Below are 25,769 nucleotides of genomic sequence, written 5' to 3' on the forward strand. Positions count from 1 at the left end.
AGCGCCGGGCCGTCAGGCCCGGCGGCGGCGGCGCGGCGCGTCGGCTGCAGGCCGCGTCGCCGTCGTCTGGACGGTCGAACCGCGGCGGCTGAGCATGATGGCGATGGCCGACGCGATGAACACCGTGGAGTAGGTGCCGGTGACGATCCCGACGAGCATCGTGAAGGCGAAGCCGCGCAGCACGTCGCCGCCGAAGAGGAACAGCGCCACCACGGCCAGGAAGGTGGTGCCGGCCGTGATGATCGTCCGGCCGAGCGTCTGATTGACGCTCCGGTTGACGACGTCCTCGAGCGCCTCGCGGCGGACCTGACGCTGGTTCTCGCGAACGCGGTCGAAGATGACGATCGTGTCGTTCACCGAGTAGCCCGCGATCGTGAGGATGGCCGCGATCACGTTCAGCGACAGGTCATAGCCGAACCAGGTCAGGAACACGAGCGTGACGAGGATGTCGTGGAAGGTCGCGGCAATCGCCCCGACGGCGAAGCTGAAGCGGAAGCGGAACGCGATGTAGAGCAGAATGCCGCCGAGCGCCGCCAGCGTGGCCCAAATCCCCTTCCGTTGGAGATCGCGCCCGACGGTCGGCCCGACGATTTCGCGGCTGATGACCTTGTACGCCCCGATGTTCGCGGCCCGCATCGCCTCGTCGATGCGCTTGGCGTCCTGATCGAGGTTCTGCTCCTGCGTGCCGGTCTGCGGCAGGCGCACCATGATCGCGTTCGACGTCTGGGCGCCGGCCGTGCCCGACGCTCCGCCGTAGCGCTGCACGACCGCGTCGGAGCCGAGCGGGCCGAGGGCCTGCCGCACGGCGTCTTCGCTCGTCGCCTGCTCGAACTGCATGACGACGACCGTCCCGCCCGAGAAGTCGATGCCGAGACGCAGCCCGCCGGCGGCGATCGTCGCCAGGCCGGCCAGGATGACGGCAATCGACAGGCCCAAGGCGTGCCAGCGCCACTTGATGAAGTTGAAGTTCGGATTCGTGAGGATGCGCATGACGCGTGAGCCCCTGGCTAGACGCTCAACTGCGTGCTGCCGGCCGGGCGTCTCGACAGCACGAGCTCGAAGAGGGTCCGAGACACGAACACCGCCGTGAAGACGTTGGCGATCAGCCCGAAGAAGAGCGTGGTCGCGAAACCGCGGATCGGTCCGGTGCCGAACTGGAACAGGAAGGCGGCCGCGATGAGCGACGAGACGTGCGTGTCGAGGATCGTGATGAAGACGCGATCGAAGCCGGCGGCGATCGCCTGCTTGGCCGTCTTGCGGTTCGCCAGCTCTTCACGAATCCGCTCGAAGATGAGCACGTTCGAATCGACGCCCATGCCGATCGTCAGGATGAAGCCCGCGATGCCCGGCAGCGTCATGACCGCCCCGGCGTAGGCCATGAACCCCAGCAGGATGACGAGGTTGAGCGCCACGGACACGAACGCGTTGATGCCGGCCAGCCGGTAGTAGACCAGCATGAACAGCGTCACGAGCGCGAGGCCGATGAGCGAGGCCGTCACACCGGCGCGAATCGAGTCGGCGCCGAGCGACGGCCCGACTTCGCGCTCCTCGAGATAGGTCAGCGAGGCGGGCAGCGCGCCCGATCGCAGCACGAGCGCCAGATCGCTCGCCTCCTGCTGCGTGAACCGGCCCGTGATGCGCCCCTCGGTGCTGATCGGCCCCTCGATGCGCGGCGCCGAGACGACGCGGTCATCGATCACGATCGCCAGGAAACGGCCGACGTTCGCGGACGTCGCGCGGCTGAACTTCGCGCCGCCCTCGCTGTTGAGCGTGAACGAGACGGCCGGCGTGTTGTACTCGTCGAGCGTCGGCCGGGAATTGCGCAGGTCGCGCCCGGTGATCACCGGAGCCCGGCGCACGAGATAGTAGCCCGGCGCGCCGCTCTGATCGCCGACGCCGCCGACGGTCTCCATGTCGGCGGGCACTTGGCCGTTCGTCGCCTGCAGCAGGGACGCCTGATCGGCCGCCGGCCCGGCTTCGACCAGCTTGAGCTCGAGCACCGCCGTCTTGCCGATGATGCTCTTCGCGCGCGGCACGTCCGTCACGCCCGGGAGCTGCACGATGATCTGCTCGGCGTTCGTGCCGTAGGGCGCGACGACCGGCTCGGAAACGCCGAGCTCGTTGACCCGGCGATCGATCGTCTGAATCGCCTGCGTCACCGCTTCGGCCCGCCGCTGGACGATGACGTTCGGTTTCATCCGGAATGCGTAGGCGCCGGGCCCGCTCTGATCGCGGTCGAAGGACTGCGACAGCCACTGGTCGGCAATCGTCCGGAACTGTTGATCGTTGGCCGACGGCACGTTCTCGGCCACGAACGCCGTGAGGCCCGTGACCCGCGTCGCGACCGTGACGCCGGCATCCTTCAGGGCCGCCGCGAGCTGATCGGCCGCCGTCTGCGTCTCGAGCCGCAGCGCGTCGTCGGTCTGCACGCCGAGGACGAAGTGCACGCCGCCCTTGAGATCGAGACCGAGCTTGACCTTCTGACTCGGCGGGACGAACAGCCAGGTCGACAGGCCGGTCACGGCCAGGATGAGCAGGAACTTCCAGCGAAGATTCTTGTACATACCTAAAGCGTTCCGCCCTCCTTCACCACCGGCTCCTGCCCCTGATAGCCGCCGACCGAAGCTCGGGACACCTCGATCCTGACCTTGTCGGCGATCTGGAGCTGGACCGTCTTGCCGTCGAGCTTCGTGATCTGGCCGTACAGGCCGCTCGTGGTGATCACGCGATCGCCGACCTTGAGCGCGTCCTGGAACTCCTGGACCTTGCGCTGGCGCTTTCGCATGGGCAGCAGCACCAGAAGATAGAAGATGCCGATGACGAGCAGGAACGGCAGCAACTGCACGAGCAGATTGGGCGACGACTGGCCCGGCTGAGCCATCGCGACCACCAGGGGCAACAGAATGATCTGGGTCATTTACCTCGAAGGCCGGCGGGCGTAGGCGTCGCGGAACGTCCTTCTGAACGCCTCGAATGTCCCGAACTCAATAGCCTTCCCAATCGCTCTCATGGTGTCAAGGTAAAAGTGCAGATTGTGCAACGTGTTGAGCGCCGCGCCGCTCATCTCGCCGCTCACGAACAGGTGCCGCAGGTACGCGCGCGAATAGCGCCGGCAGGTTGGGCAGCCGCAGTCGGGGTCGGGCGGCCGGAGGTCCTCCGCGTAGCGCGCGTTCTTGATCGAGAGCGGCCCCGACCGGGTGAACAACTGGCCGTTGCGCGCGTTGCGCGTCGGCAGCACGCAGTCGAAGAGGTCGATGCCGCGCGCCACGCTCTCGACGAGATCGTCCGGCATCCCCGTCCCCATCAAGTACCGCGGCACGTCTTCGGGCAACTGCTGCGCCGCATGCTCGACGATCTCGTACATCGTCTCGACCGGCTCACCCACCGAGAGCCCGCCGATGGCATAGGCGTCGAAGCCGACGGCCAGCGTGCCGGCGATGCTGCGATCGCGCAGATCCTTGTAGGTGCCGCCCTGAACGATGCCGAACTGGACCTGGCCGGGCGTGGAACGCGCGACGCCGGGCACGCGCCCGGCGACGACGTCGAGGAACCGGTCGCGCCCGCGGCGCGCCCAGCGGAGCGTCCGCTCCATGGCGTGTTCGGCCTCGTCGTGCGTGGCGGGCCAACTCGCGCACTCGTCGAAGACCATGGCGATGTCGGCGCCGAGGCGTGACTGGATGTCGACCGCGGATTCGGGCGACAGCGACAGCGGCCGACCGTCGAGGTGCGACCGAAAGACGACGCCTTGCTCGGACGTGCGGCGGCGCGCCGCGAGCGAGTAGACCTGGTAGCCGCCGGAGTCGGTCAACATCGGCCGCGTCCACCCGATGAAACGATGCAGCCCGCCCACCCGCGCGATCAGCTCGTCGCCCGGCCGGACGTGCAGATGGTAGGTGTTGGCGAGCAGGATCTCGGCGCCGAGCCGTTCGACCTCGTCGAGGGTGACGGCCTTGATCGCGCCGCGCGTGCCGACCGGCATGAAGGCCGGCGTCTCGACCGTCCCGTGCGGCAGGTGCAGTCGCCCGCGCCGTGCCGGTCCGTCCCGCTGAAGCACCTCGAAGGCGACCCGGCCGCTCACCGACCTTAATCTATAATGACTCCGCCGCGGTTCCGGCCGCGCGCGGCCTGCCTTCACTGTGAAACGACTTCGCGTTGGCGTGCTCTACGGCGGCCGATCGGGCGAACACGAAGTGTCGGTCGCCTCGGCCGCCACGGTCTTCAGCCACCTCGATCGCCAGCGCTACGAGCCCATTGCCGTGCGCATCGAGAAAGATGGCCGGTGGGCGCTGGCCGATCGGCCGCCCTCGGCCGCGTCGGCCGCCGACGTGATCGACCAGATGCGCAGCGACGTCTCGCGCGTGCGCGCCGGACGCGACGTGATCATGCCGCCGCATCCGGGCGACGATGCGCTCGTGCTGGTGGATCGGCGGAGCGGCGGCGCGCACGGCGCGGAGGCGTCCGCGACGCTGACGGGGCTCGCGCTCGACGTGATCTTTCCGGTGCTGCACGGCCCGTACGGCGAGGACGGGACGATCCAGGGCCTCCTCGAGCTGGCCGATCGGCCGTACGTCGGCTGCGGCGTGCTCGCGTCGGCGGCCGGCATGGACAAGGCGATCATGAAGGTCCTCTTCCGTGCCAAGGGCCTGCGCGTCACGGACTGGCAGGTCGTCACGCGGCGCGAATGGCGCACGTCCCGTGACGCGGTGCTCGCGCGGCTGGCGTCGACGCAGACGGGTCCGGTGTTCGTGAAGCCCGCGAGCCTCGGATCGAGCCTCGGTATTTCGAAAGTGACGAACGCGGCCGGCCTGCCCGCCGCGCTCGACCTGGCGTGCGAGCACGACCGGAAGATGATCGTCGAAGCTGCCGTGCCGGAGGCGCGTGAGATCGAGTGCGCCGTCCTCGGCAACGAAGCGCCCGAGACGTCGGTGCCGGGCGAGATCGTTCCCTCGCGCGAGTTCTACGACTACGAGGCGAAGTACCTCGACAATCAGTCGCGGCTGCTGATTCCGGCGCCGCTCGACGTCGATCTCGAACGCGAGATCCGGCGCCAGAGCGTCGAGGCGTTCACGGCGATCGACGGCGCCGGCCTCGCGCGCGTCGATTTCCTGCTGAGCCGCTCGACGGGTGAGCTGTTCGTCAACGAGATCAACACGCTGCCCGGCTTCACGACGATCAGCATGTTCGCGAAGCTGTGGAGCGCGTCCGGCCTGCCGATCGGCAGCGTGATCGATCGGCTGATCGCGCTCGCCATCGCACGTCACGCCGACAAGCACGACCACGAGATCTCCGCGATCTGACGTCGCACGACGTCGCCGACCACAACTTTTGACAACGCACGTGAATTTGTGCTTGACAGGACGGAAGTCTCGTCCGTAATCTACATCTTGCGTGAGAGCCATTCGCTCAGCCCAGTTATTGGGTACTGCGGAGACGAGCCAAGCGAGGCCTCTCCCGCGTGCGTTCTCGACGGAAGCCGGCGCTCGCCGGCGGCTGCGAACGCCGCGGCACGCCAGACGCGAGAAGGGTTCGGGCTCGCGAGCTATCGAGGTGCGGCATGGGTGCCGCGCTTTTTTTTTGAGTTCTGAATCGTCGGAGCGTCGCGCGTCCAACGCGCGCGCGTCCGCAACGATGCCAGGGAACTTCGTTTCAGGGTCGGGCAGACCGAGCGGTCGCGACGCCAGGACGAAGGTGAACGCCTGAGCAGTAGACCAAGCCGAAAGGGGGGACTGAGAGCATGGCGAAGAAAGCAGCCAAGGGCGGAAAGAAGAAGGGCGGCAAGAAGCGGTAAGCACGCCCTCCCGCTAAGAAAAGGGGGCGAACGTCGCCCCCTTTTTTTATTCCCTCGGTCGTCCCGTCCTGCCTACCTGAACTCCACCCCGTCCCACACGCGCACCCGCTGCACCACGTCCCACGGCGCGAGCTCGTCGAGCACCGGCCAGCCGTCGACGACGCGGCCGAACGCCGTGTACTTGCCGTCGAGGTGCGGCTGCGGCGAGAGCGTGACGAAGAACTGGCTGCCGCCGGTGTCGCGCCAGTCGAGCGCCATGCCGAGCGTGCCGCGCACATAGCGGGTCGCATTCAGCTCATCGGGAATCGTGTAGCCTGGCCCGCCCTCGCCGTCACCGCGCGGGTCGCCGCCCTGCACGACGAACGCCGGCACCACGCGATGCAGCTTCATGCCGTCGAAGAACCCCGCCCGGGCCAGCTCGATGAAGTTCAGCGACGTCGCGGCCGCGTCCGTCATGTCGAGCTCGGCTTCGATCGTCCCGGCGCGCGTTTCGATGAACACGTGCGGCGAGAACGCCGGGTGCAGCAGCGCATCCGACCCAAACCACTCGGCGGGCTGCCGCAGGCGAGCGGGGCGTTCGGGCGCCGCCGTCGCGTCGCCGAGGCCGCGGAGCAGCTCCGCCGTGCGCCATCGCACGGGCCACTCGCGATCTCCGAGACCGCGGCGGAGAATGGTCCGCGCTTCGTCGCTACCGTACGCGGCGAGCGCACCGAGCGCCGCCGCTCGGGCTGAGTAGGCGGCATCGCTCTGACCGCGGTCGTACGCGGTGACGAGGTGAGGCACGGCGCCCTCGAGCTCGATCTCGCCGATGAGCCGCGCGGCGGTCGCCCGCTCCACGAAGTCGGCCGCCTGAAGCGCGGTGAGCAAACGCGCGCCCAGATCCGGCGGCTTCACGACGGCCAACGTCTCGAGCGCGGCCGCGCGCACGCGCGCGTCGGCATCCTTCGCGAAGTCGTCCACCGCCGTGCGCACGAGGTCGGGCGAGAGCGTCCCGAGCACGCGCGCGAGCGCCGCACGCACCGACCAATCCTTGTCGGGTTCCAGGCTGGCCAACACCACCAGGAAGGCGTCGGGCGCGACATGGGCGGCGGCGGTGAGCGCCGCCGCCCGCACGGCCGGCGCGGCATCGCTCACATAGTCGAGCAGCGCATCGAACGCGGGCGCGTACTGGGTCGCGCCGAGCGCCGTGATCGTCTCGAGGATCAGAACCGGAGGCGCCCCCGGCGCGTCGAGCAGCTCGATCAAAGGAACGGCGGCCTCACGCCCTCCCACCTGGCCGAGGGCTCGCACGGCGGCCACACGGACTTTGACGTCAGCATCGCGCCGGGCGGCCAGCCCCTTGGCCACCGCAACGAGGCTCGGCTCCTTGAACGCGGCGAGGCCACGCAACGCGAACCCCGCGGTGTAGATGCCGGGTGTGCCCGCCAATGCGGACAGGGCCGGCACGGCCCGGCGGTCGGCGATCCGCTGCAGCGCGTACGCCACGGGCCACCAGCGCGAGACCGGCTGTCCGCGACCGTCGAGCGCGACGCCGGCAATCGCGTCGTAGCTCTGCAGCCGCACGAACGCGAACAGCGCGGCGCGACACACTTCGATCTCCGGCGCCTTCGGCGCCTCGTCATCGGGCTCGAGCGTCGCGATCCGCGCACTGCAGCCCGCCGCGGCCTGATAGATGGCGGGCACGGCCGACGCGGACCCGATCAGGCCGAGCGCGTCGATGGCTCGCGCGCGAACGACGAGCGATGGATCCGCCAGCGCGGTTTGCAGCGCGACCACGGCGTCGCGGGCGTCGGGTCCAATCAGCCCCAGCGCGAAGGCGGCGGTCGCACGCACCGCCTCCTCGGGATCCTGCAGCGACGCGATCAACGCGGGCACCACGTTCGGCAGCGCGATGCGGCCGAGCGCGAGCACGGCACGGCGCCGCACGACGGGATCCGGATCGACGGCGAGCGCATCGAGCGCGGGCTCGCTCGCGGATCGAAATCGTGCCGGCCCCGGAACATCGGCGGCCGCGCTCCCCGGATCGCGAAGCTGCCTCTGCTGCTCGAGCCTGACGATCCAGCCGAGCTTCGTGTCGCGCGACACCGTGTGCTCGGGAACGACGACGACCTCCGGCGCCGGCACGGACTTGCACGAAGCGGCGATGAGACACGCGAACGCGATGAGCGCGCGGCTCACGGCCGCAGGTCGCGCCATGGCCGTATGGTAGCAGCGCGCGACGGGCCACGCCGCTGCTATACTCCGCGGCCAGCTTGGACTTCCGTTACCTGGCCATCGAGGGCCCGATCGGATCCGGGAAGACCGCACTTGCGAGGCGTCTCTCGGCCCACCTGGACGCGTCGGCCGTGCTGGACGAGCCCGACAATCCGTTTCTGCCGGACTTCTATGCCGGACGCAGCGGCGCGGCCTTCCAGGCGCAGCTCTTCTTCGTCCTGGCGCGCCACCGCCAACTGCTCGCCCTTCGACAGCGCGATCTGTTCAGCCAGGTCACCGTGTGCGACTTTCTCTTCGAGCGCGATCGCGTCTACGCGTTCGTGAACCTCGACGACAACGAGCTCTTCATCTATCAGCGCCTCTACGACCTGCTCTCCCGCGACGTCGTCGCTCCGGACGTCGTCATGTACCTGCAGTCGCCGACCGACACCCTGGCGCGCCGGCTCCGCGAGCGCGAGCGGCGCGCCGCCGATCCTCAGATCGTGCCGGACGAGGCGTACCTCGCCGAGCTCAACGAGGCCTACACGCACTTCTTCTTCCACTACACGGCCACGCCGCTGCTCGTCGTCGAAACGTCCCAGATGGACCTGTCGTGGGGGGACGACACGGTGGAGGAACTGCTGCGACAGCTTCGCGGGATGACGCGGGGAACCCGGTACTACGTGCCGAGGGCGTAGGCGCGTGCCGCGCGGCTGAACTTCCAGTACAGTGCGTCAGATGGCGTGGTTCAAGAAGACGCGCAAGCCTCTCGAGAACCCCGAGAAGGCGAGCCGGGTCCCGGAAGGCCTGTGGGTGAAGTGCCCGTCGTGCGGGCGCGTCATCTACAACAAGGATCTCGTGGCGGGGCTGGCGGTCTGTCCGCATTGCGCGCATCACTTCAGGATGTCGGCGGCCGATCGGCTGCGCATGTTGTGCGATCGCGGAGCCTGGACGGAGCACGACCCCGGCCTGCGGTCCACCGATCCGCTGGTGTTCGTCGATACGAAACCGTATGCCGGCCGTCTCGCGGCGAGCATCGCGGCCAGCGGGCTGAACGATGCCGTCATCATCGGCACGGGCACGATTGAGCAGCAGCCGGCCATCGTCGCGGCGATGGAGTACTCGTTCATCGGCGGCAGCATGGGCGTGGTGGTCGGCGAGAAGATCACACGCGCCGCGGAGTACGCCCTCGCAGAACGGCTGCCGCTCGTCGTCGTGTCCTGCTCCGGCGGCGCACGGATGATGGAAGGCGCGCTGTCGCTGATGCAGATGGCGAAGATCAGCGCGGCGCTCGGTCGGCTCGATCGCGCGGGCGTTCCCTACATCTCCGTGCTGACCGATCCGACGACCGGCGGCGTCACGGCGAGCTTCGCGATGCTCGGGGACGTGATCCTGGCCGAGCCCAAGGCGTTGATCGGCTTCGCCGGCCCGCGCGTCATCGAGCAGACGATCCGGCAGACGCTGCCGGAGGGCTTCCAGCGGAGCGAGTTCCTCCTCGAGAAAGGCTTCGTCGACGCGATCGTGGACCGGCGCGAGCTCAAGCCGACGATCGCGAGGCTGCTGCGGTGGCTCGCCGCGGGCAGACCGCCGGCGGAGGCGGCGCGCACGGGCGGGGAGTCCGATGAAGGCCGCCGCGTCTGACGTTCGCGCGCGGTTGTTCGGCCTCGAGCAGATCGGCATCAAGCTCGGGCTGGATCAGATCAACGGCCTGCTCGATCGGCTCGGCAGGCCCGACCTCGCGTTTCCTTCGATTGCGGTCGCCGGCACCAACGGCAAGGGATCCGTGGCGGCGATGCTCGAGCGCGGCGTTCGGGCCGCAGGCTATCGGACCGGACGCTACACCTCGCCCCACCTCGCGGACGTCGAAGAGCGGATCGTCGTCGACGGCCGCCCGGTCCGGGCCGACGTGTTCGATGCCGCTGCCGAGCGAGTCCTCGACGCCGGACGCGGGCTGCCCTTCCCGCCCACGTTCTTCGAAGCGACGACGGCCTTGGCGTTGGATGTGTTCCGGGGCGCCGGCGTGGACGTGGCTGTTCTCGAAGTGGGCATGGGCGGCCGGCTCGACGCGACCAATGCCGTGACGAACGTCGCGTCCGCGATCACCGCGATCGACTTCGACCACGAGCAGTACCTCGGCGACACGATCGAGGCAATCGCCGCGGAGAAGGCCGGCATCGTCAAACCCGGCACGGTGACGGTGCTGGGTCCGAACCGCGCGGCCGTTGAGGCGGTGGTCGCCGCCACCTGTCAGAGACGTGGGACCGAGCTCGTACGAGCCCGCGAGGGTGTGACGGCGGACGTGACCTTCGTCGACGGACGCGCGACCATGGCGCTGCGAACGCCCGAACACGAGTACCAGCCGCTCGTGCTGGCCCTGCGCGGACGGCATCAGGTGGACAACGCGATCACGGCGATCCGCCTGCTCGAGCGGCTGTCGGCACGCCGCTGCTTCGATGTGCCGTTCGCTGCAATTCGAACGGCCGTCGAGGACGTGACCTGGCCGGCCCGGCTGGAGCTGCTCCAGGCGGGCTCGATGCAGGTGCTCATCGACGGGGCGCACAATCCCGCGGGCGCGAGGGCGCTCGCCAGCTATGTCGGCGAAACCTACGGGCGGCCGATGCCAATCGTCGTCGGCGTGATGCGAGACAAGAAGGTGGCGGCGATCCTGAAAGCGCTCGCGGGGGCGGCCAGCGAGTTCGTCTGCACGTCTGTCTCGACGCCGCGGGCGATGAGCGCGCCGGAACTGGTCGCAACCGCTGCGACGGCAGTGCCGTCGATCCCGGCGATCGCGGTCGCGGCGCCGATGGATGCGGTGCGATATGCCGCGGCGCTCGACTCGCCGGTCGTGGTGGCCGGGTCGCTCTACCTGGCCGGTGAGGTCCGGACCGGCCTGACGTCGTGATGCGCTGTAAGGGATTCACGTCCTGCCGCACCGAGCCGCCGGCCGGCGCTCCGCGGCTGTTTCCATCGTTCGTCCTGGTGGCGATCGCGCTCGCGTGCCTGGTCGCGCGTCCCGCCGCGGCACAGGACAGCCCCTTCTCCTCCTGCAAGCAGACGGAGCCGATCCGGATGCTCAGCCAGACGCCCGAGCCGATTGACGGCCGGCCCGGCGCGGTCCGATGGACGCTCACCGGCAACCCGGTCGTGGTCGTGTGCGACGACACGACGCTCATGGCCAACACGCTCGTGTACGAGAGCGACAGCAAGGCCATCCATGCCTCCGGCGATGTCGTGCTGCGGCAGCCCGACCTCACGCTGTCAGCCGCCCGGGCCGATCTCAACGGCGACACCAAGCTGGGAACGTTCTATGACGCCGCCGGCATGGCGCGAATCGGCGATGAACCCGCGGAGAAGAGCCCGTTCGGGACGATGGAGCCCGACGTCACCTTCGCCGGAGAGCGGATCGAGAAGCTCGGACCGAAGACGTACCGGATCCACCGCGGCCGCTTCACGACCTGCATCCAGCCGACGCCTCGGTGGGAGGTGACCTCCGGCGACGCCACCCTCACGCTCGACAAGCACGCGCTGCTGAAGAACGTCGTGCTTCGCGTGAAGGACGTGCCGATCCTGTATCTGCCGGCGTTCTACTACCCGATGGACAAAGGCGATCGCGCCACCGGCTTCCTGCTGCCGACGTACGGCGCGTCGACGTTCCGCGGCACGACGCTGAGCAATGCGTTCTTCTGGGCGATCAGCCGGAGCCAGGACGCGACGTTCTTCCACGACTGGACCACGAAGTCTGGTCAGGGCATCGGCAGCCAGTACCGCTACGTTTCGTCGCCGGACGCGCGCGGCACGGTCAACTTCTCGGTGTTCAACTCGCCCGAGGCCTCGACCTCGACGGGCGATATCGTCGCAGGCCGCCGCTCGATGCAGGTGGACGGCGACGCGAACCAGGGCCTGCCGGCCGGTTTCCGGTTGATCGGCCGTGTCAACTACTTCACGGACGCGGCGACTCAACAGATGTACCAGGACGTCTACGATTCCGGCAGCCGCCAGCAGCGATCGATCAACGCCATGCTGACCGGCAACGTGGGCGCGGCGAGGCTGTCGGCGACGTTCGATCGGAACGACTACTTCTACGGCGCGAACGGCACGCGCACCGGCCGTGCGCCGTCGGTGAACGTCTCGCTGCCGGATCGCACGGTGGGCCGGACCAAGCTCTACGTCGGCACCTCCGCCGACATGTCGTATCTCGTGCGGCAGGACGACCTGTCGCGACCGGACACCGACCACAGCCTGTGGCGCCTCGACGGCAACACGCGGATTCGCGCGCCGCTCAGCTCGCTGTCGTTTCTCAGCGTCACTGCCGATGCCTCGTGGCGGTTGACGTACTGGACCGAGTCCATCGATCCGCTCGCGGATGCTCAAGTGCCGGTCGGCTTGGGCCGCCAGCTCTTCGAGCTGCGCACCCAGGTGGTCGGCCCGACGGTCTCGCGCATCTTTCAGCGGCCCAACGGGAAGTACGCCGATCGCTTCAAGCACGTCATCGAGCCAACCTTCAGGATTCGCCGCACGACGACGTTCCGCGAGTTCGATCGGGTCGTGCAGAACGACTACTCGGTGGACGGCCAGGTCGGCGGCGTCACCCAGATCGATTACGGCGTGAGCAACAAGGTGCTCGCCCGCCGTCCCCCACCGCCGGCGGCGCCGGGCGCGCCGCCGCGGCCGGGCGTCACGCGTCAGATCCTGACCGTCGACCTGATGCAGTCGTACTACTCGAATGCCCTCGCGGCCCGCTACGACTCGCAGTACCAGTCGGTCAGCGCCGGCTCGTTCGGACCCCTGCGGCTGCAGGCCTCGACCCGGCCGGCCGATCGGGTCACGGGTCAGTTCGGCATGGAGATCGACGCGAAATATCGGGCCGTCACGATCCTGTCCGCCACCGGCCGCCTCGAGAGCGATCGCACCGAGCTCACGCTGAACTGGTCGAAGAGACGACGGATTCGCGACGTTCCGGAGTATCAGTACGAGAGCCACTTCCTCAGCGGCGGCACGCGGGTGCGATCGCGGACCAACCACGTGGGCGGCGAGTACCGGTTCACGATCGACATGGGCAACCGCCGGTGGGTCCAGCAGCGGGTGCTCGCCTACTACAACTCGCAGTGCTGCGGCGTCTCGGTCGACTGGCAGCAGATCGACAGTCCCCTGCTGAGCGCTCGAGGCGTGCCGACCAACCATCAGTTCGGCATCTCGTTCACGCTGGCCGGCGTCGGATCGTTCGCCAATCCTTTGGGATCATTCGGCGGTGCGAGATAATGACGCGGCCATGGGGCTCAACGTCCTCGTCACGGGCGGTGCCGGATTCATCGGCTCGAATTTCGTCAGATGGGCCCACCGGCGGCATGCCGACTGGCACATCACCACGCTCGACAAGCTGACGTACGCGGGACGGCTCGAGAACCTGCAGGACGTCATCGACAGCCCACGGCATCGGTTCGTCAAGGGGGACATCGCCGACGAGGCCGTCTCCGCCCCGCTCGTGCGCGAGGCGGACTTCGTGGTGCACTTCGCCGCCGAGACCCACGTGGACCGCTCGATCCACCACGCCGGCGAGTTCATCCGGACGGACGTCTTCGGCACGTTCGTGCTGCTCGAAGCCGCGCGCGAGGCGTCCCGGCTGCGGAAGTTCATCCAGATCTCGACCGACGAGGTCTACGGCAGCGTCCCGGACGGATACAGCCGGGAAACGGACGAGCTGCGGCCGCGCAACCCGTATTCGGCCAGCAAGGCCGGCGCGGATCGGCTGGCCTACAGCTACTTTGCGACGTACGGCGTGCCGGTCGTGATCACGCGCGCGTCGAACAACTACGGGCCGCACCAGTTCCCTGAGAAAGTGATCCCGCTCTTCATCACGAACCTGATCGACGGCGTGCCGGTGCCGCTCTACGGCGATGGGCTCAACGTCCGCGACTGGCTGCACGTCGACGATCATTGCCGCGCCATCGACCTGCTCCTCGAAGTGGGCGACACCGGCGAGGTCTACAACGTGGGGGGCGGCAACGAGGTGCGGAACGTCGATCTCACGCATCGCCTCCTGGAGCTGTGCGGGCGCTCGACGGCGCTCATCAACCACGTACCCGATCGTCTCGGCCACGATCGCCGCTACGCGCTCGACTCGGGCAAGCTGCGGCAGCTCGGCTGGCGCCCGGAGGTGCCGTTCGATCGGGGGCTGGCCGAGACGGTGGCCTGGTATCGCGAGAACAAATGGTGGTGGCGGCCCATCAAGGAGCAGGACCCCGCCTACCGCGAATACCACGCGCGGCAGTACGGCACCAGCCCGTAGTCATGCCGCAAGCCACTGTCGTGACGGGCGGGACCGGTTTCGCCGGCCGGCACCTGCTCGATCTGATCGGGTCGTCTTCCGACGTCATCGCCTGGTACCGGCCAGGCGGAAGGCTGCCCGATCGCGGCGGCGTCACCTGGCGGCCGGTGGACGTCGTCGACCGCGCGGCCGTGGCCGATGCGATTCGCGAGGCACAGCCGGCGCGGCTCTTTCACCTCGCGGGTGCACCGAACGTCGCGACGTCGTGGCAGAACGTGCTGGCCCACCTGCAGACCAACGCGCTCGGCACGCACCATCTGCTGGATGCCGTCCGGCGCTACCGGCCCGGCTGCCGCGTGCTCGTGGTCTCGTCCGCGCACATCTACCAGCCCGGCGACAGCCCCATCGACGAGCACGCGCGCGTCCGTCCGGAGAGTCCGTACGGATTCTCGAAGCTGGCACAGGACCAGCTCGCGCTCCAAGCGGCCACAGAAGAGGGACTGGACGTGGTGGTGGCTCGGCCGTTCAACCACATCGGTCCGCGCCAGCAGCCTGGCTTCGCCATCGCCGACTTCGCCCGCCAGATTGCCCGCATCGAGCGCGGCCTGACGGAACCGGTCCTGCGCGTCGGCAACCTGACCGCGAAGCGCGATGTCAGCGACGTCCGCGACGTCGTTCGGGCCTACGCGACCATCGTCTCGCGCGGCACGGCGGGCCGGCCGTACAACGTGTGCTCGGGACGCGCGTCGCGCATGCAGGACCTGCTCGAACGCCTGATCGCGCTCTCGTCCGCGTCCATTCGCGTCGAAACCGATCCCGCGCGGCTCCGCCCGCACGACGCTCCGATCATCCAGGGGGATCCCACCCGGATCCAGTCCGAGCTCGACTGGACGCCGAGCATTCCGATCGACCAGACCCTGCGCGACACGCTCGAAGGCTGGCGCGCCGACGTGGCGAGTTCGAGCCGCTAGCCTTACGCCATATTTTCGCCTAGGATCGCTCCCTGGGAATCGACCATGGGAGCCCGGACGGCCGATCGGCACGGCCAGTACCTGCTGTTCGAAGAGCTGGACAGCGCGCCGACGCTGCGCGACGTCGCGAACGCCGTGCGCGAGGCCGGCTCAACGCGCGCGTAGCTGGGGGCTGGGGGATTGGTGACGCTGCGCGACGTCGCGAACGCCGTGCGCGAGGCCGGCATCGCGGGCCTGCCGAGCGCCGTCGCGAGAGCCGACAACGCGCGCTACCAGGAGATCGACGTCCGATCCGCGCTGGCGAGCACGACCGGCATGCCGTTCCGATGGACGCTGAACCCCTATCGCGGCTGCACCCATGCGTGCGAGTACTGCTACGCGCGCAAGTACCAGCGTCACCTCGAGCTCGGTGCGGGCGACGATTTCTCGTCGGTCATCCTCGTCAAACGGAACCTACCGGCGGCGCTCCGACGGGAAGTCGGTCGACGGACGTGGACGCACGAGACCGTCGCGGTCGGCACCGCCACCGATCCCTATCAGCCCATCGAAGGCCACTACCGTCTGACGCGGCGCTGTCTCGAGGTGCTCGCGGATGCCGACACGCCGTTCTCGATCGTGACCAAGGGGCCGATGATCGTTCGCGATCAGGACGTGCTGATGCGGGCGAGCGCGCGAGCCGGCTGTCAGGTCTACATGAGCGTGCCGTCGGTGGACGAGCGCGCGTGGTCCGCGCTCGAGCCCGGGACGGCGCCTCCGGCTCAGCGGCTGCGCGCGATCCGCCAGCTCGCCGACGCCGGCGTCAGCGTCGGCGTGCTGATGATGCCGCTCGTGCCCGGGATTTCGACGTCACGGTCGAGCATCGAGCAGACGCTCAAGGCCATCGCCGAGGCCGGCGTGCCGCTCAGCGGCTCCTGTGTCGCGCGCTTCGACCCTGGCGCGCGCGAGCATTTCTTCAACTTTCTCCAGGAGACGTTTCCGGATCTGCTCGAACGATACGAGCGGCTCTACGCCGGGGCGCATGCGGCGGCGGACTACGTGCGCGGGGTGCGGCGCGTGGTCGCGGACGAAGCCGGGAAGGCCGGCCTCGCCCGCAGCAGCGCGCCGAGCTGCTGACTCAGCCGATCAGCGCGGCGTGTGATCCCAGGAGCGCCTTGACGCGCGCCTCGGTGGGCGGATGGGTCGAGAAGAGCGACATCAGGCCGGCGCCCGAGAAGGGCTTGACGATGAACATGTGGGCGGTCGCCGGGTTGGCGTCGAGCGGCACCTGTCGCGCCGCCGACTCGATCCGGCGAAGCGCCTGCGCCAGCCCCATCGGCGATCCGGCGATCTCGGCGCCACCGCGGTCCGCCGCGAACTCGCGCTGACGCGAAATCGCGGCCTGGATCAGCATCGCGGCGAACGGCGCGAGCAGTGCGGTGGCGAGCAGCACGATCGGGCTCGGTCCCTCGCGGCTGTCGCGGCCGCCGCCGAACAGCGCGGCGAACCGCGCCATGTTGACGAGCGTCATGATCGCCGCCGCGATCGTCGCCGCGATCGTGCTGATCAAGATGTCGCGGTTCTTCACGTGCGCGAGCTCGTGGGCGATCACGCCCTCGAGCTGGTCCTGTGGCAGCAGCCGGAGAATGCCTTCCGTGGCGGCCACGGCCGCGTGCTGCGGGTTGCGTCCCGTCGCAAACGCGTTCGGCGACATGTCCGGAATGACGTACACGCGCGGCATCGGGAGATTGGCGCGCTGGGCCAGCCGCGCCGTCGTCCGGTAGAGCGGGTGATCCTGGCCCACTTCCACGGCGCGATACATCCGCAGCACGATCTTGTCGGAGAACCAGTAGCTGCCGACGTTCATGACCAGGGCAATCCCGAACGCGAGAACCACGCCGTTCTCGCCGCCCAGTGCCGCGCCAATCGCGATGAAGAGCGCGCTCATGCCCGCCAGGAGCGCCGCGGTCTTGAATCCGCTTGCCATGTCGTCTGCCTTCCTCTCCGTGACCAAGTATCGCACGGCCTCCGAGGCCTCGCCGATGAGGTTCGGTGGTGGTGATTACCCTCTGAGACGAGTCTGCCGCCCCCAGGGTTCTCGCTGGAACGTCGCTATAATGAGATGCCGATGAAGACGTCTGGTGTCGTCGCCGCTGCGGCGCTCATGGCCAGTCTGGCCGTTTCTGCGGCGGCCGATCTGCTCGCGCAGGCACAGCCTCCCGCCGTGCCGCGGCCCTTCCCGAATTCCGGCGCGCCGAAACCGGATGCGCCCGCCACGGCCCGAGTTCCCCCGCCCACGGCGGTGCCGGCCGCCGCAGCAGTCGATCGGCCGGCTCCTGCGCAGTCGGCTCCCGCCGCGGCGACCGCTCAACTGCCGCCCGGCACGCCGGTCTACCCGACGGCCGAGTTCATCGACGCGTACGACGCCGGCGCCGGTCAGCGCTACTACCTGTTCGGCACGAACGCTGCCTACAACGACATCGTCGCCTACTACCGGAGCGTGCTGAAGAACGGCGGCCGCGAGCTGTTCAAGATCCCGCCGGCTCAGCAGTTCGATCTCGGCCGGTTCGACAGCGACACGATGGTCTACCCGCCGAGCGTGGTCGTGAAGGACTACACCTGGAACAGCTCGCCCGGGTATCTCGCCGTCTCGGGCACCACCGAGAAACGCTACAAGACGATCATCCAGATCGTTCCGCCGGGCCCAGGTCGCTGACCTGAACCGCCTCAGGGCGTGCGCGTCCTGACGTATTCCGCGGCCTTCTCCGCCAGACCCTCTTCGACCGCCTGCGCGGGCGAGATGCCCTTCGCGCTGGCCGCGTCCCGGATCTGCTGCGTGATCTCCATGCTGCAGAAACGAGGGCCGCACATCGAGCAGAAGTGCGCGACCTTGGCGCCGTCGGCAGGGAGCGTCTCGTCGTGGAAGGCCCTGGCCGTCACCGGATCGAGCGCCAGATTGAACTGATCGTCCCAGCGGAACTCGAATCGCGCTTTCGACAGCGCGTCGTCCCAGACCTGCGCGCGCGGATGGCCCTTCGCCAGGTCGGCGGCATGCGCGGCGATCTTGTACGCGATCACGCCGGCTTTCACATCGTCGCGGTTCGGCAGGCCCAGATGCTCTTTCGGCGTCACGTAGCAGAGCATCGCGGTGCCGTACCAGCCGATCATCGCGGCGCCGATCGCCGACGTGATGTGGTCGTATCCCGGCGCGATGTCGGTCGTGAGCGGACCGAGCGTGTAGAACGGGGCCTCGTCGCACCACTCGAGCTGCTTGCGCATGTTCTCGTGGACCAGGTGCATCGGCACGTGCCCGGGGCCCTCGTTCATCACCTGCACGTCGTCGTCCCACGCGATGCGGGTGAGCTCGCCCTGCGTCTGCAGTTCGGCGAACTGCGCCTCGTCGTTGGCGTCGGCGATGGACCCCGGCCTCAACCCGTCGCCGAGCGAGAAGGCGACGTCGTAGGCCCGCATGATCTCGCAGATCTCGCGGAAATGCGTGTACATGAAGTTCTCCTGGTGATGAGCCAGGCACCACTTCGCGATGATCGATCCGCCGCGCGAGACGATGCCGGTCAGCCGGCGGGCGGTGAGCGGTACGTACCGCAGCAGCACGCCGGCGTGCACGGTGAAGTAATCCACGCCTTGCTCCGCCTGTTCGATCAACGTGTCGCGGTAGACCTCCCACGACAGCGCCTCGGGGCGGCCGCCGACCTTCTCGAGCGCCTGATAGAGCGGCACGGTGCCGATCGGCACCGGCGAGTTGCGGAGAATCCACTCGCGCGTCTCGTGGATGTCCCGGCCAGTCGACAGGTCCATCACCGTGTCGGCGCCCCACAACGTCGCCCAGCGAAGCTTGTCCACCTCCTCGGCGATCGACGAGCCGACGGCGGAGTTGCCGATGTTCGCGTTGATCTTCACGAGGAAGTGCCGGCCGATGATCATCGGCTCCAGCTCCGGGTGGTTCACGTTGGCCGGGATGATCGCCCGGCCGCGGGCGACTTCCGATCGCACGAAGTCGGCCGGCAGCCCTTCGCGCAGCGCCACGAACTCCATCTCGGGCGTGATCTCGCCGCGGCGCGCGTAGTGACGCTGGGTGACGGCGCGGCCGCCAGCGGCTCTCAACGCCCGCGATCCAGGTCTCGCGTCGACGACATCGCCGCGGCCGCGGATCCAGGGCAGCCGTGTCGCCGGCAAGCCGGTCTGATGACCGAACCCGCGCGGCCCGCTCGCGTCGTACACCCGCATCGTGCGTCGTCCCTGCTCGAGCTGAATCTCCCGCATCGGGACGTGCACGCCCTGCGGCCCGTCGACGTAGACCTTCCGGGAGGCGGGAAACGCGCGATCGAAATCCTCGTCGGTCAGCGGCTGATAGGAGCGGGATGTCTGTGAGGCCATGGTGTCACCATGACCGGACGAGAGGGCGCACGCGCCGCGCTCCCTCCGCCGGTCTCAACCGGATCAGGTTCCAAGGGTGCACTCTCAATCACCGTGCGCCTCGCGGCGCCGCGGCGATGCCCCTGGCGGCTTCTCGACTATAGCACCGGCCAGCCGGCATCACTCGACGCGGCGAAGCACGATGCACTTCAGATAGTAGGTTTCGGGGACGGTGAGCAGCACCGGATGATCCCGAGCCTGCATCCGCTTCTCGACGACCGTCATGGCCCGCCGTGCGTCGGCCGCGGCCTGCTGAAGGACGCCGAGGAAGAGCGGCTCGTCCACGTTGTACGAGCAACTGCACGTGATCAGATGGCCTCCCGGCGCGAGCAGGTGCATGGCGCGCAGGTTGATCTCCTTGTAGCCCGCGACCGCGCGGTCGACCGACGCACGGTTCTTCGCGAACGCCGGCGGATCGAGCACGATCGCGTCGAACTCCCGCCCGCTCGACGCGAGCTCCCGCAGCTCGTCGAAGACGTTGGCTTCACGGGCCTCGACGTTCTCCAGGCCGTTGAGCCGTGCCTGCTCGCGGGTCGCTGCGACGGCAGCCGCCGAGCTGTCGATCGCGAGCACCTGCTCGGCGCGCCTGGCCATCTGCAGCGCGAATCCCCCCTGATAGCAGAACGCATCCAGCACGCGGCCGCGCGCGTACTCCGCCGCCGCACGATGGTTCTCGCGCTGGTCGAGGAACAGGCCCGTCTTCTGGCCCGACCTCGGCGCGACGTGCAGCGTGATCTCCCCTTCGCGGATCGCGATCCGGTCCGGCACGTCGCCATAGGCGACCTCGACGGTCTCGGCGAGGCCCTCGAGCGCGCGAACGCGCGGATCGTTTCTGGCCAGCACACCGCGCGGGCCGAACTGCTCGACGAGCACGCCGGTCACCATCGACAGTCGCCGATCGGTCGCCTGCGAGAGCGTCTGCACCACGAACCACGTCCCGTCATCGTTGGCGTACCGGTCCACGACGAGCGACGGCAGCAGGTCGGCTTCGGCGTGCACGAGCCGCCAGGCGGTCGCATCGATCCCGAGCGCGGCGCGGTACTCCGCCGCGCGCCGAATCCGCGTCGCGAAGAGGGCGCGCTCGTCGGGAGGTTCGGTGCCGGCCGTCAAGAGGCGAACGGCAATCTGCGATCGGCTGCTCCAGAATCCCCACCCCAGCACGCGCCGGCGATCGGCGAGCACGCGCACGAGATCGCCGGGCTCGGCGTGGGCCTCGACGACATCCGAGCGGTAAATCCAGGGGTGGCCGGCGCGCACGCGATCCGTGCCATGGCGGGAAACGACGACGGTCGGCGGCACGCGCGACATGGGTTTTCAGCTATCATTTCACGCATGCGCATCGCGCTCGGCGCTGATCATGCCGGCGTCGGCCTCAAAGAGCAGATCAAGCGGCTTCTCGACGAGCGCGGCATTCCGTACACCGACTTCGGCACGCTCTCCACCGACTCGGTGGACTATCCCGACTTCGCCGCCCGCGTGGCCGAGCAGGTCGCCGCGGGCCGCTTCGATCGCGGCATCCTCGCGTGCGGCAGCGGCATCGGCATGGCGATCGCCGCCAACAAGATCCCGGGCATCCGGGCGGCGGCCATCGTCGATGAGACGTCGGCTCAGTTGAGCCGCGCGCACAACGACGTCAACGTCATCGCCCTCGGCGCGCGCCTGACGTCGCCCGAGCTGGCACACCGGATCGTCTCGGCATTCCTCGACACGCCGTTCGACGGCGGCCGCCACCAGCGGCGCATCGACAAGATTTCGGCACTCGACAACCACAACCATGGCTGACACCCACGCCGGCGCTCCCGCTCTGCTCTCGCACACTCCGATGCTCGAACACCTCGCGTCGGCCGACCCGGAGATCGCGACCGCGATCCTGAACGAGATCCGCCGCCAGCAGGAGGGGCTCGAGCTCATCGCCTCGGAGAACTTCGTGAGCCTGCCGGTGCTCGAGGCCGCCGGCAGCGTGCTCACGAACAAGTACGCGGAAGGCTATCCGGGCAAGCGTTACTACGGCGGCTGCGAGTTCGTCGACGTGGCCGAGTCGCTCGCGATCGAGCGCGCGACACGGCTCTTCGGGGCCGACCACGCGAACGTCCAACCGCACTCGGGCGCCCAAGCCAACATGTCGGTCTACATGGCCGTGCTGAAACCGGGCGACACCATCCTCGGCATGAACCTCGCCCACGGCGGCCACCTGACGCACGGCCATCCGCTGAACTTCTCGGGCAAGTACTTCCACATCGTGCCGTACGGCGTGCGCGCCGACGACGAACGGCTCGACTACGACGAGCTCGATCGGCTCGCGCGCGAGCATCGGCCGAAGCTCATCGTCGTCGGGGCGAGCGCGTACCCGCGACAGATCGACTTCGCGAGGATCCGGCAGACGGCGAACGCGGCGGGCGCCCTCGTGATGACCGACATGGCGCACATCGCCGGCCTCGTCGCCGCCGGCGAGCACCCGAGCCCGGTGCCGCACTCGGACTTCGTGACGACCACGACCCACAAGACGCTGCGCGGCCCGCGAGGCGGCATGGTGCTCTGCCGGGCCGAGTTCGCGAAGGATCTCGATCGCGCGCTGTTTCCCGGGGTGCAGGGCGGGCCGCTGATGCACATCATCGCGGCCAAGGCCGTCTGCTTCCAGGAGGCGCTGACGCCGTCGTTCCGCACCTACCAGCAGCAGATCGTGAAGAACGCGGTGCGCCTCGCCGCAGCGCTGACCGCCGCCGGCTATCGTCTCGTGAGCGGCGGCACCGACAATCACCTGATGCTCGTGGACGTCTTCTCGCGCGGCATCACCGGCAAGGCCGCGGAAGCCGCGCTCGGCCGCGCGGGGATCACGGTCAACAAGAACGCGATCCCCTTCGACAAGAACCCGCCCATGGTGGCGAGCGGAATCCGCATCGGCACGCCCGCGGTCACGACCCGCGGCATGCGCGAGCCGGAGATGGATCTGATCGCCGGCCTCATCGTGCGGGCGCTCTCGTCTGCCGACGACGAGGCCGTGCTGCAGGCGGTACGGGCCGACGTCGCAGCCCTGTGCCGGAAGTTCCCGCTGTACCCGACGCTGGGTCACTGAGCGCCCGCGTCACGCGGGCGCTCGATCCAGACGGCCCCATCGCCGCGGCGCTGGACGGCTTCGAGACGCGTCCGTCCCAGCGCGTGCTGGCGGACCGGATCGCGCACCTCTTCGAGGCGGGCGGCACGCTCGTGGCGGAAGCCGGGACGGGCACCGGCAAGACGCTCGCCTATCTGCTGCCCGCCGTGCTCTCTGGCCAACGGGTCCTCGTCTCGACCGGCACGCGAGCGCTCCAGGATCAGGTCTTCTACAAGGACGTGCCCGCCCTTGCACGCGCGCTCGGGCGCTCGATCCGCGCCGCGTACATGAAGGGCCGAACGAACTACCTCTGCCGCCATCGGTTCGAACGGCTGCAGGAGGCGGCGGGCAGCCTGCCGCCGGACCAGCGCGCCTGGACCGCTCGCATCGCGGAGTGGGCGCGCGTGACGGCGACCGGTGATCGTGCGGAAATCGACGACTTGCCGGACGACCTGTCGCTATGGCCCGACATGACCGCAACGAGCGATCAGTGTCTCGGCCGCCACTGCGCGGCCTACGACAACTGCTTCGTCACGCGGATGCGCGAACAAGCGGCGGCGGCCGACGTCGTGATCGTCAACCACCACCTGCTCTGCGCGGACGCCTCCGTGCGCCAGGGGGACTTCGGCGAGGTCGTTCCCGCCTGCAACCTGATGATCGTCGACGAGGCTCATCAGCTCGAAGACGTCGCGACGCAGTACTTCGGCGTGGCGGTGACGAAGGCGGGCGTCGACGAGCTCGCCCGCGACACGCACCGGGCCGTGGAGACCGCGTCCGGGCCTGCCCTGGCGTTGATCGCCTGCGCCCAGGCCATTCGTGCCGCGCAGGACGCCGCCCATCGGCTGTTCGACGTCGCCCGCACGGACCCGAACGAGGGCGCGCGGGTCGGCGACCGCGCGGTCCTGACGGCAGCAAATGCCGCGTCGCTGCGGCGGGCGGCGACGGCGCTCGACAACGCCTTGGGAGGACTGGCCACCGCGCTGGCCGCCGTACCGGGCCAGGCGGACGGGCTCGCCGGCGCGCGGACCAGGACCGAGCGGCTGCGGTCCGACCTGCAGCTCGTCACGAGCGCCGGCGATCCCCGCTACGTCTACTACGTCGAGCGCGGCCGCCGCAGCGTCGCGCTGCGCGCAGCACCCATCGACGCGTCGGCCATCATCCGCGACTCGGTGATCGGCCGCCGGCACGCCGTGGTCCTCACGTCCGCGACGCTGGCCGTCGGCCGATCCTTCGACTACTCGCTCTCCAGGCTGGGTGTGCACGAGGCTGACACCCTGCAACTGCCGTCGGAGTTCGACTTCCGGCGACAGGCGGTGCTCTATCTCCCGCCGGAGATGCCCGATCCGCGATCGCCGGAGTTCAATGCCGCGGCGGCAGACGTCATCGAACGGCTGCTTGCCTGCACGCGAGGCCGTGCGTTCGTCCTGTTCACGTCGTATGCGGCGATGCACGACGTGCACCGGCGGCTCGATGGCCGGCTCGAGTGGCCGTTGCTCACGCAGGGCGCCGCGCCGCACTCGGCGCTGCTGCGGGAGTTCCGAGCGACGCCGCACGCCGTCCTCCTCGCGACCGCGAGCTTCTGGCAGGGTGTCGACGTCGCCGGCGAGGCGCTCAGTTGCGTGATCGTCGATCGGCTGCCGTTCGCCTCGCCGTCCGACCCGCTGGTCGCCGCCCGGCTGGCCGCGATCGAGACCCAAGGCGGGCATCCCTTCCACGACTACCAAGTGCCGCTCGCCGCCCTCCTCCTGCTGCAGGGCCTCGGACGGCTGATTCGTACCCGGTCCGACCGGGGGGTGCTCGCCGTGCTGGATCCCCGGCTGACGCGAATGCCCTACGGCCAGCGCTTTCTCGCCGCGCTTCCGCCGGCCCCCATCACGGACGACCTCGACGAGGTGCGCCGCTTCCTCTCACGTGACGAAACCGACGATGGCGCCGTGGCGTAGTAGAGACAGGTGTGTGTACCGCGCCGATCCGCTGGTCCTGCGTCCGGGTCGAATGGGGTATAGACTATTGAACTCGGAGGAGGTTGTTATGACGGTCAGGAGCGTCACCCGTGCGCTGATCGCGGGCTGGCTGGTTTCCGGGCTGCTGGTGCTGGCGGCACCTGCGGCTGCGCAGAGCGCCCGAGGCGGATTGGGCGGCAAGATTGTCGATGCCGAGGGGAAGCCGGTCCCTGATGCCGAGGTGATCCTGGAGAATCCAGAAGTCAACCTCCGCTACGTCGTCAAGACGAACAGCAAGGGTGAATGGGCCCAGGGCGGCATGCCCGTCGGCAACCGGATGAACATCGTCGCCCGCAAGGGAACGCTGGAAGGCGGGATGAAGGGCGTCCCGGTCCGGCAGGGCTCGATCATGGAGATCCCGGACATCGTCATCACGGCGGCTGCGCCGCCGGCCGACGCCGCTCGCAAGGCGATGGAAGCGGAGATGACGAAGGTGGCCGCCGAGGTGAACGCGCTGATCGCAGCGAACGACTACGACGGCGCGATTACCAAGTTCAACGAGCTGGCGACCAAGCTGCCGAACTGCGCGCTCTGCTACGACCGCATCGGGGATCTCTACATCAAGAAGTCGCAGTGGGCCGACGCGGAAAAGGCGCTTCTCAAGGCCATCGAGCTCGACGCGAACGATCGCGACGCCTACTCGATGCTCGTGACCGTCTACAACCAGCAGAAGCGGTACGACGAGGCGTCGAAGGCGAACGACAAGGCCAGCGCGCTCGCCGCGGGCCCGCTCGGCATGGGCGTGCCTGGCGGCGGCGACGCCAACTCCTCCTTCAATGCCGGGGCCCTCGCCCTCAACATGCAGCTCGCGGCCGAGAAGGAAGGCAAGGCGGACGTCGCGGCCACGAAGATGAAGGAGGCGCAGGCCCACTTCGAGCGCGCGATTCAGCTGAAGCCGGACATGGCCGAGGCCTACTACGAGCTCGGCATGCTCTACGTGAAGCAGAACAAGATTCCGGACGCGAAGAAGATGCTCGCCGAGTACCTCAAGCTCGCGCCGAACGGCCCGAACGCCGAAATGGCCAAGGCCATCGCGTCCATGCCGTAG

Annotated in this window: 21 protein-coding genes and 1 riboswitch; of the genes, 13 read left to right on the forward strand and 8 right to left on the reverse strand. The window is 68.9% G+C overall.

Annotated features, from left to right (window positions below):
* Nucleotides 1-12 precede the first annotated feature (12 nt).
* The 4 genes from secF to tgt are packed head-to-tail and all read right to left on the reverse strand — an operon-like array spanning nucleotide 13 to nucleotide 4,078.
* Entirely contained in the window at nucleotides 13-990 is a 978-nt protein-coding gene (gene secF, locus IT184_07635) for a protein translocase subunit SecF (protein ID MCC7008672.1), read from the reverse strand.
* A gap of 17 nt (nucleotides 991-1,007) precedes the next feature.
* On the reverse strand, nucleotides 1,008-2,564 hold the full coding sequence (gene secD, locus IT184_07640) for a protein translocase subunit SecD (protein ID MCC7008673.1): 1,557 nt from the start codon (nucleotides 2,562-2,564) through the stop codon (nucleotides 1,008-1,010).
* Between the two features lie 2 nt (nucleotides 2,565-2,566).
* Nucleotides 2,567-2,917, reverse strand: coding sequence for a preprotein translocase subunit YajC (gene yajC / locus IT184_07645; protein MCC7008674.1), 351 nt, complete (start codon nucleotides 2,915-2,917; stop codon nucleotides 2,567-2,569).
* Nucleotides 2,918-4,078 (reverse strand): tRNA guanosine(34) transglycosylase Tgt, encoded by a 1,161-nt coding sequence (tgt, locus tag IT184_07650; protein MCC7008675.1) that lies wholly within the window; start codon nucleotides 4,076-4,078, stop codon nucleotides 2,918-2,920.
* 58 nt (nucleotides 4,079-4,136) lie between these two features.
* Between tgt and IT184_07655 the strand changes: the two genes are divergently transcribed.
* Nucleotides 4,137-5,297, forward strand: coding sequence for a D-alanine--D-alanine ligase (locus IT184_07655; protein MCC7008676.1), 1,161 nt, complete (start codon nucleotides 4,137-4,139; stop codon nucleotides 5,295-5,297).
* 563 nt (nucleotides 5,298-5,860) lie between these two features.
* Here the strand turns inward: IT184_07655 and IT184_07660 are convergent.
* Nucleotides 5,861-7,984 (reverse strand): HEAT repeat domain-containing protein, encoded by a 2,124-nt coding sequence (locus tag IT184_07660; GenBank protein MCC7008677.1) that lies wholly within the window; start codon nucleotides 7,982-7,984, stop codon nucleotides 5,861-5,863.
* 56 nt (nucleotides 7,985-8,040) lie between these two features.
* Here IT184_07660 and IT184_07665 point away from each other — a divergent pair, with 56 nt between their 5' ends.
* The 7 genes from IT184_07665 (at nucleotide 8,041) to IT184_07695 (ending at nucleotide 16,330) form a co-directional block, all read left to right on the forward strand.
* Complete coding sequence (locus IT184_07665) at nucleotides 8,041-8,679, forward strand: deoxynucleoside kinase (protein ID MCC7008678.1); 639 nt, start codon at nucleotides 8,041-8,043, stop codon at nucleotides 8,677-8,679.
* A 40-nt stretch (nucleotides 8,680-8,719) separates the two neighbouring features.
* Nucleotides 8,720-9,622: an acetyl-CoA carboxylase carboxyltransferase subunit beta gene (locus IT184_07670; GenBank protein ID MCC7008679.1), complete on the forward strand. Its 903-nt coding sequence runs from the start codon at nucleotides 8,720-8,722 to the stop codon at nucleotides 9,620-9,622.
* Complete coding sequence (locus tag IT184_07675) at nucleotides 9,603-10,883, forward strand: bifunctional folylpolyglutamate synthase/dihydrofolate synthase (GenBank protein MCC7008680.1); 1,281 nt, start codon at nucleotides 9,603-9,605, stop codon at nucleotides 10,881-10,883. Before IT184_07670 ends, IT184_07675 begins: the two co-directional genes overlap by 20 nt.
* Nucleotides 10,880-13,240, forward strand: a complete 2,361-nt coding sequence (locus IT184_07680) for an LPS-assembly protein LptD (protein MCC7008681.1) — start codon at nucleotides 10,880-10,882, stop codon at nucleotides 13,238-13,240. The genes IT184_07675 and IT184_07680 overlap by 4 nt, the downstream gene beginning before the upstream one ends.
* A gap of 10 nt (nucleotides 13,241-13,250) precedes the next feature.
* Nucleotides 13,251-14,267, forward strand: coding sequence for a dTDP-glucose 4,6-dehydratase (gene rfbB, locus IT184_07685; protein ID MCC7008682.1), 1,017 nt, complete (start codon nucleotides 13,251-13,253; stop codon nucleotides 14,265-14,267).
* Between the two features lie 2 nt (nucleotides 14,268-14,269).
* The gene (locus IT184_07690) at nucleotides 14,270-15,217 is read left to right on the forward strand and encodes a GDP-mannose 4,6-dehydratase (GenBank protein MCC7008683.1); all 948 of its coding nucleotides are present in this window, start codon (nucleotides 14,270-14,272) and stop codon (nucleotides 15,215-15,217) included.
* A gap of 183 nt (nucleotides 15,218-15,400) precedes the next feature.
* A complete protein-coding gene (locus IT184_07695) occupies nucleotides 15,401-16,330 on the forward strand; it encodes a radical SAM protein (GenBank protein MCC7008684.1) in 930 nt (309 codons plus the stop codon).
* Nucleotide 16,331: 1 nt separating this feature from the next.
* On the opposite strand, the gene IT184_07700 is transcribed toward IT184_07695, so the two are convergent.
* The gene (locus tag IT184_07700; protein ID MCC7008685.1) at nucleotides 16,332-17,180 is read right to left on the reverse strand and encodes a zinc metalloprotease HtpX; all 849 of its coding nucleotides are present in this window, start codon (nucleotides 17,178-17,180) and stop codon (nucleotides 16,332-16,334) included.
* Between the two features lie 141 nt (nucleotides 17,181-17,321).
* Between IT184_07700 and IT184_07705 the strand changes: the two genes are divergently transcribed.
* Nucleotides 17,322-17,909 (forward strand): hypothetical protein, encoded by a 588-nt coding sequence (locus IT184_07705; GenBank protein ID MCC7008686.1) that lies wholly within the window; start codon nucleotides 17,322-17,324, stop codon nucleotides 17,907-17,909.
* An 11-nt stretch (nucleotides 17,910-17,920) separates the two neighbouring features.
* Here the strand turns inward: IT184_07705 and thiC are convergent, their stop codons facing one another.
* Together thiC and IT184_07715 are read right to left on the reverse strand one after the other, a co-directional pair.
* Entirely contained in the window at nucleotides 17,921-19,588 is a 1,668-nt protein-coding gene (gene thiC, locus IT184_07710; protein MCC7008687.1) for a phosphomethylpyrimidine synthase ThiC, read from the reverse strand.
* A 22-nt stretch (nucleotides 19,589-19,610) separates the two neighbouring features.
* A riboswitch (TPP riboswitch) is annotated at nucleotides 19,611-19,722 on the reverse strand.
* Between the two features lie 25 nt (nucleotides 19,723-19,747).
* Nucleotides 19,748-20,935, reverse strand: a complete 1,188-nt coding sequence (locus IT184_07715) for a class I SAM-dependent rRNA methyltransferase (protein MCC7008688.1) — start codon at nucleotides 20,933-20,935, stop codon at nucleotides 19,748-19,750.
* 24 nt (nucleotides 20,936-20,959) lie between these two features.
* Here IT184_07715 and rpiB point away from each other — a divergent pair, with 24 nt between their 5' ends.
* The 4 genes from rpiB (at nucleotide 20,960) to IT184_07735 (ending at nucleotide 25,769) form a co-directional block, all read left to right on the forward strand.
* Nucleotides 20,960-21,409 carry a ribose 5-phosphate isomerase B gene (gene rpiB / locus IT184_07720; protein MCC7008689.1) on the forward strand — a complete coding sequence of 150 codons (450 nt, stop codon included), beginning with the start codon at nucleotides 20,960-20,962 and terminating at the stop codon, nucleotides 21,407-21,409.
* A gap of 40 nt (nucleotides 21,410-21,449) precedes the next feature.
* Nucleotides 21,450-22,700 (forward strand): serine hydroxymethyltransferase, encoded by a 1,251-nt coding sequence (locus IT184_07725; protein ID MCC7008690.1) that lies wholly within the window; start codon nucleotides 21,450-21,452, stop codon nucleotides 22,698-22,700.
* The gene (locus IT184_07730; GenBank protein ID MCC7008691.1) at nucleotides 22,661-24,661 is read left to right on the forward strand and encodes an ATP-dependent DNA helicase; all 2,001 of its coding nucleotides are present in this window, start codon (nucleotides 22,661-22,663) and stop codon (nucleotides 24,659-24,661) included. The genes IT184_07725 and IT184_07730 overlap by 40 nt, the downstream gene beginning before the upstream one ends.
* A gap of 88 nt (nucleotides 24,662-24,749) precedes the next feature.
* Nucleotides 24,750-25,769 (forward strand): tetratricopeptide repeat protein, encoded by a 1,020-nt coding sequence (locus IT184_07735; protein MCC7008692.1) that lies wholly within the window; start codon nucleotides 24,750-24,752, stop codon nucleotides 25,767-25,769.

The sequence above is a fragment of the Acidobacteriota bacterium genome, from assembly GCA_020853395.1.
Lineage (GTDB): Bacteria > Acidobacteriota > Vicinamibacteria > Vicinamibacterales > SCN-69-37 > JADYYY01.

Coding starts and splice junctions, on each gene's coding strand:
- IT184_07725 (MCC7008690.1), top strand. CDS start 21,450: ATGCTCGAACACCTCGCGTCGGCCGACCCGGAGATCGCGACCGCGATC.
- IT184_07705 (MCC7008686.1), top strand. CDS start 17,322: ATGAAGACGTCTGGTGTCGTCGCCGCTGCGGCGCTCATGGCCAGTCTG.
- secD (MCC7008673.1), bottom strand. CDS start 2,564: ATGTACAAGAATCTTCGCTGGAAGTTCCTGCTCATCCTGGCCGTGACC.
- yajC (MCC7008674.1), bottom strand. CDS start 2,917: ATGACCCAGATCATTCTGTTGCCCCTGGTGGTCGCGATGGCTCAGCCG.
- IT184_07660 (MCC7008677.1), bottom strand. CDS start 7,984: ATGGCGCGACCTGCGGCCGTGAGCCGCGCGCTCATCGCGTTCGCGTGT.
- rfbB (MCC7008682.1), top strand. CDS start 13,251: ATGGGGCTCAACGTCCTCGTCACGGGCGGTGCCGGATTCATCGGCTCG.
- IT184_07690 (MCC7008683.1), top strand. CDS start 14,270: ATGCCGCAAGCCACTGTCGTGACGGGCGGGACCGGTTTCGCCGGCCGG.
- IT184_07715 (MCC7008688.1), bottom strand. CDS start 20,935: ATGTCGCGCGTGCCGCCGACCGTCGTCGTTTCCCGCCATGGCACGGAT.
- rpiB (MCC7008689.1), top strand. CDS start 20,960: ATGCGCATCGCGCTCGGCGCTGATCATGCCGGCGTCGGCCTCAAAGAG.
- IT184_07700 (MCC7008685.1), bottom strand. CDS start 17,180: ATGGCAAGCGGATTCAAGACCGCGGCGCTCCTGGCGGGCATGAGCGCG.
- secF (MCC7008672.1), bottom strand. CDS start 990: ATGCGCATCCTCACGAATCCGAACTTCAACTTCATCAAGTGGCGCTGG.
- thiC (MCC7008687.1), bottom strand. CDS start 19,588: ATGGCCTCACAGACATCCCGCTCCTATCAGCCGCTGACCGACGAGGAT.
- IT184_07735 (MCC7008692.1), top strand. CDS start 24,750: ATGACGGTCAGGAGCGTCACCCGTGCGCTGATCGCGGGCTGGCTGGTT.
- IT184_07675 (MCC7008680.1), top strand. CDS start 9,603: ATGAAGGCCGCCGCGTCTGACGTTCGCGCGCGGTTGTTCGGCCTCGAG.
- IT184_07670 (MCC7008679.1), top strand. CDS start 8,720: ATGGCGTGGTTCAAGAAGACGCGCAAGCCTCTCGAGAACCCCGAGAAG.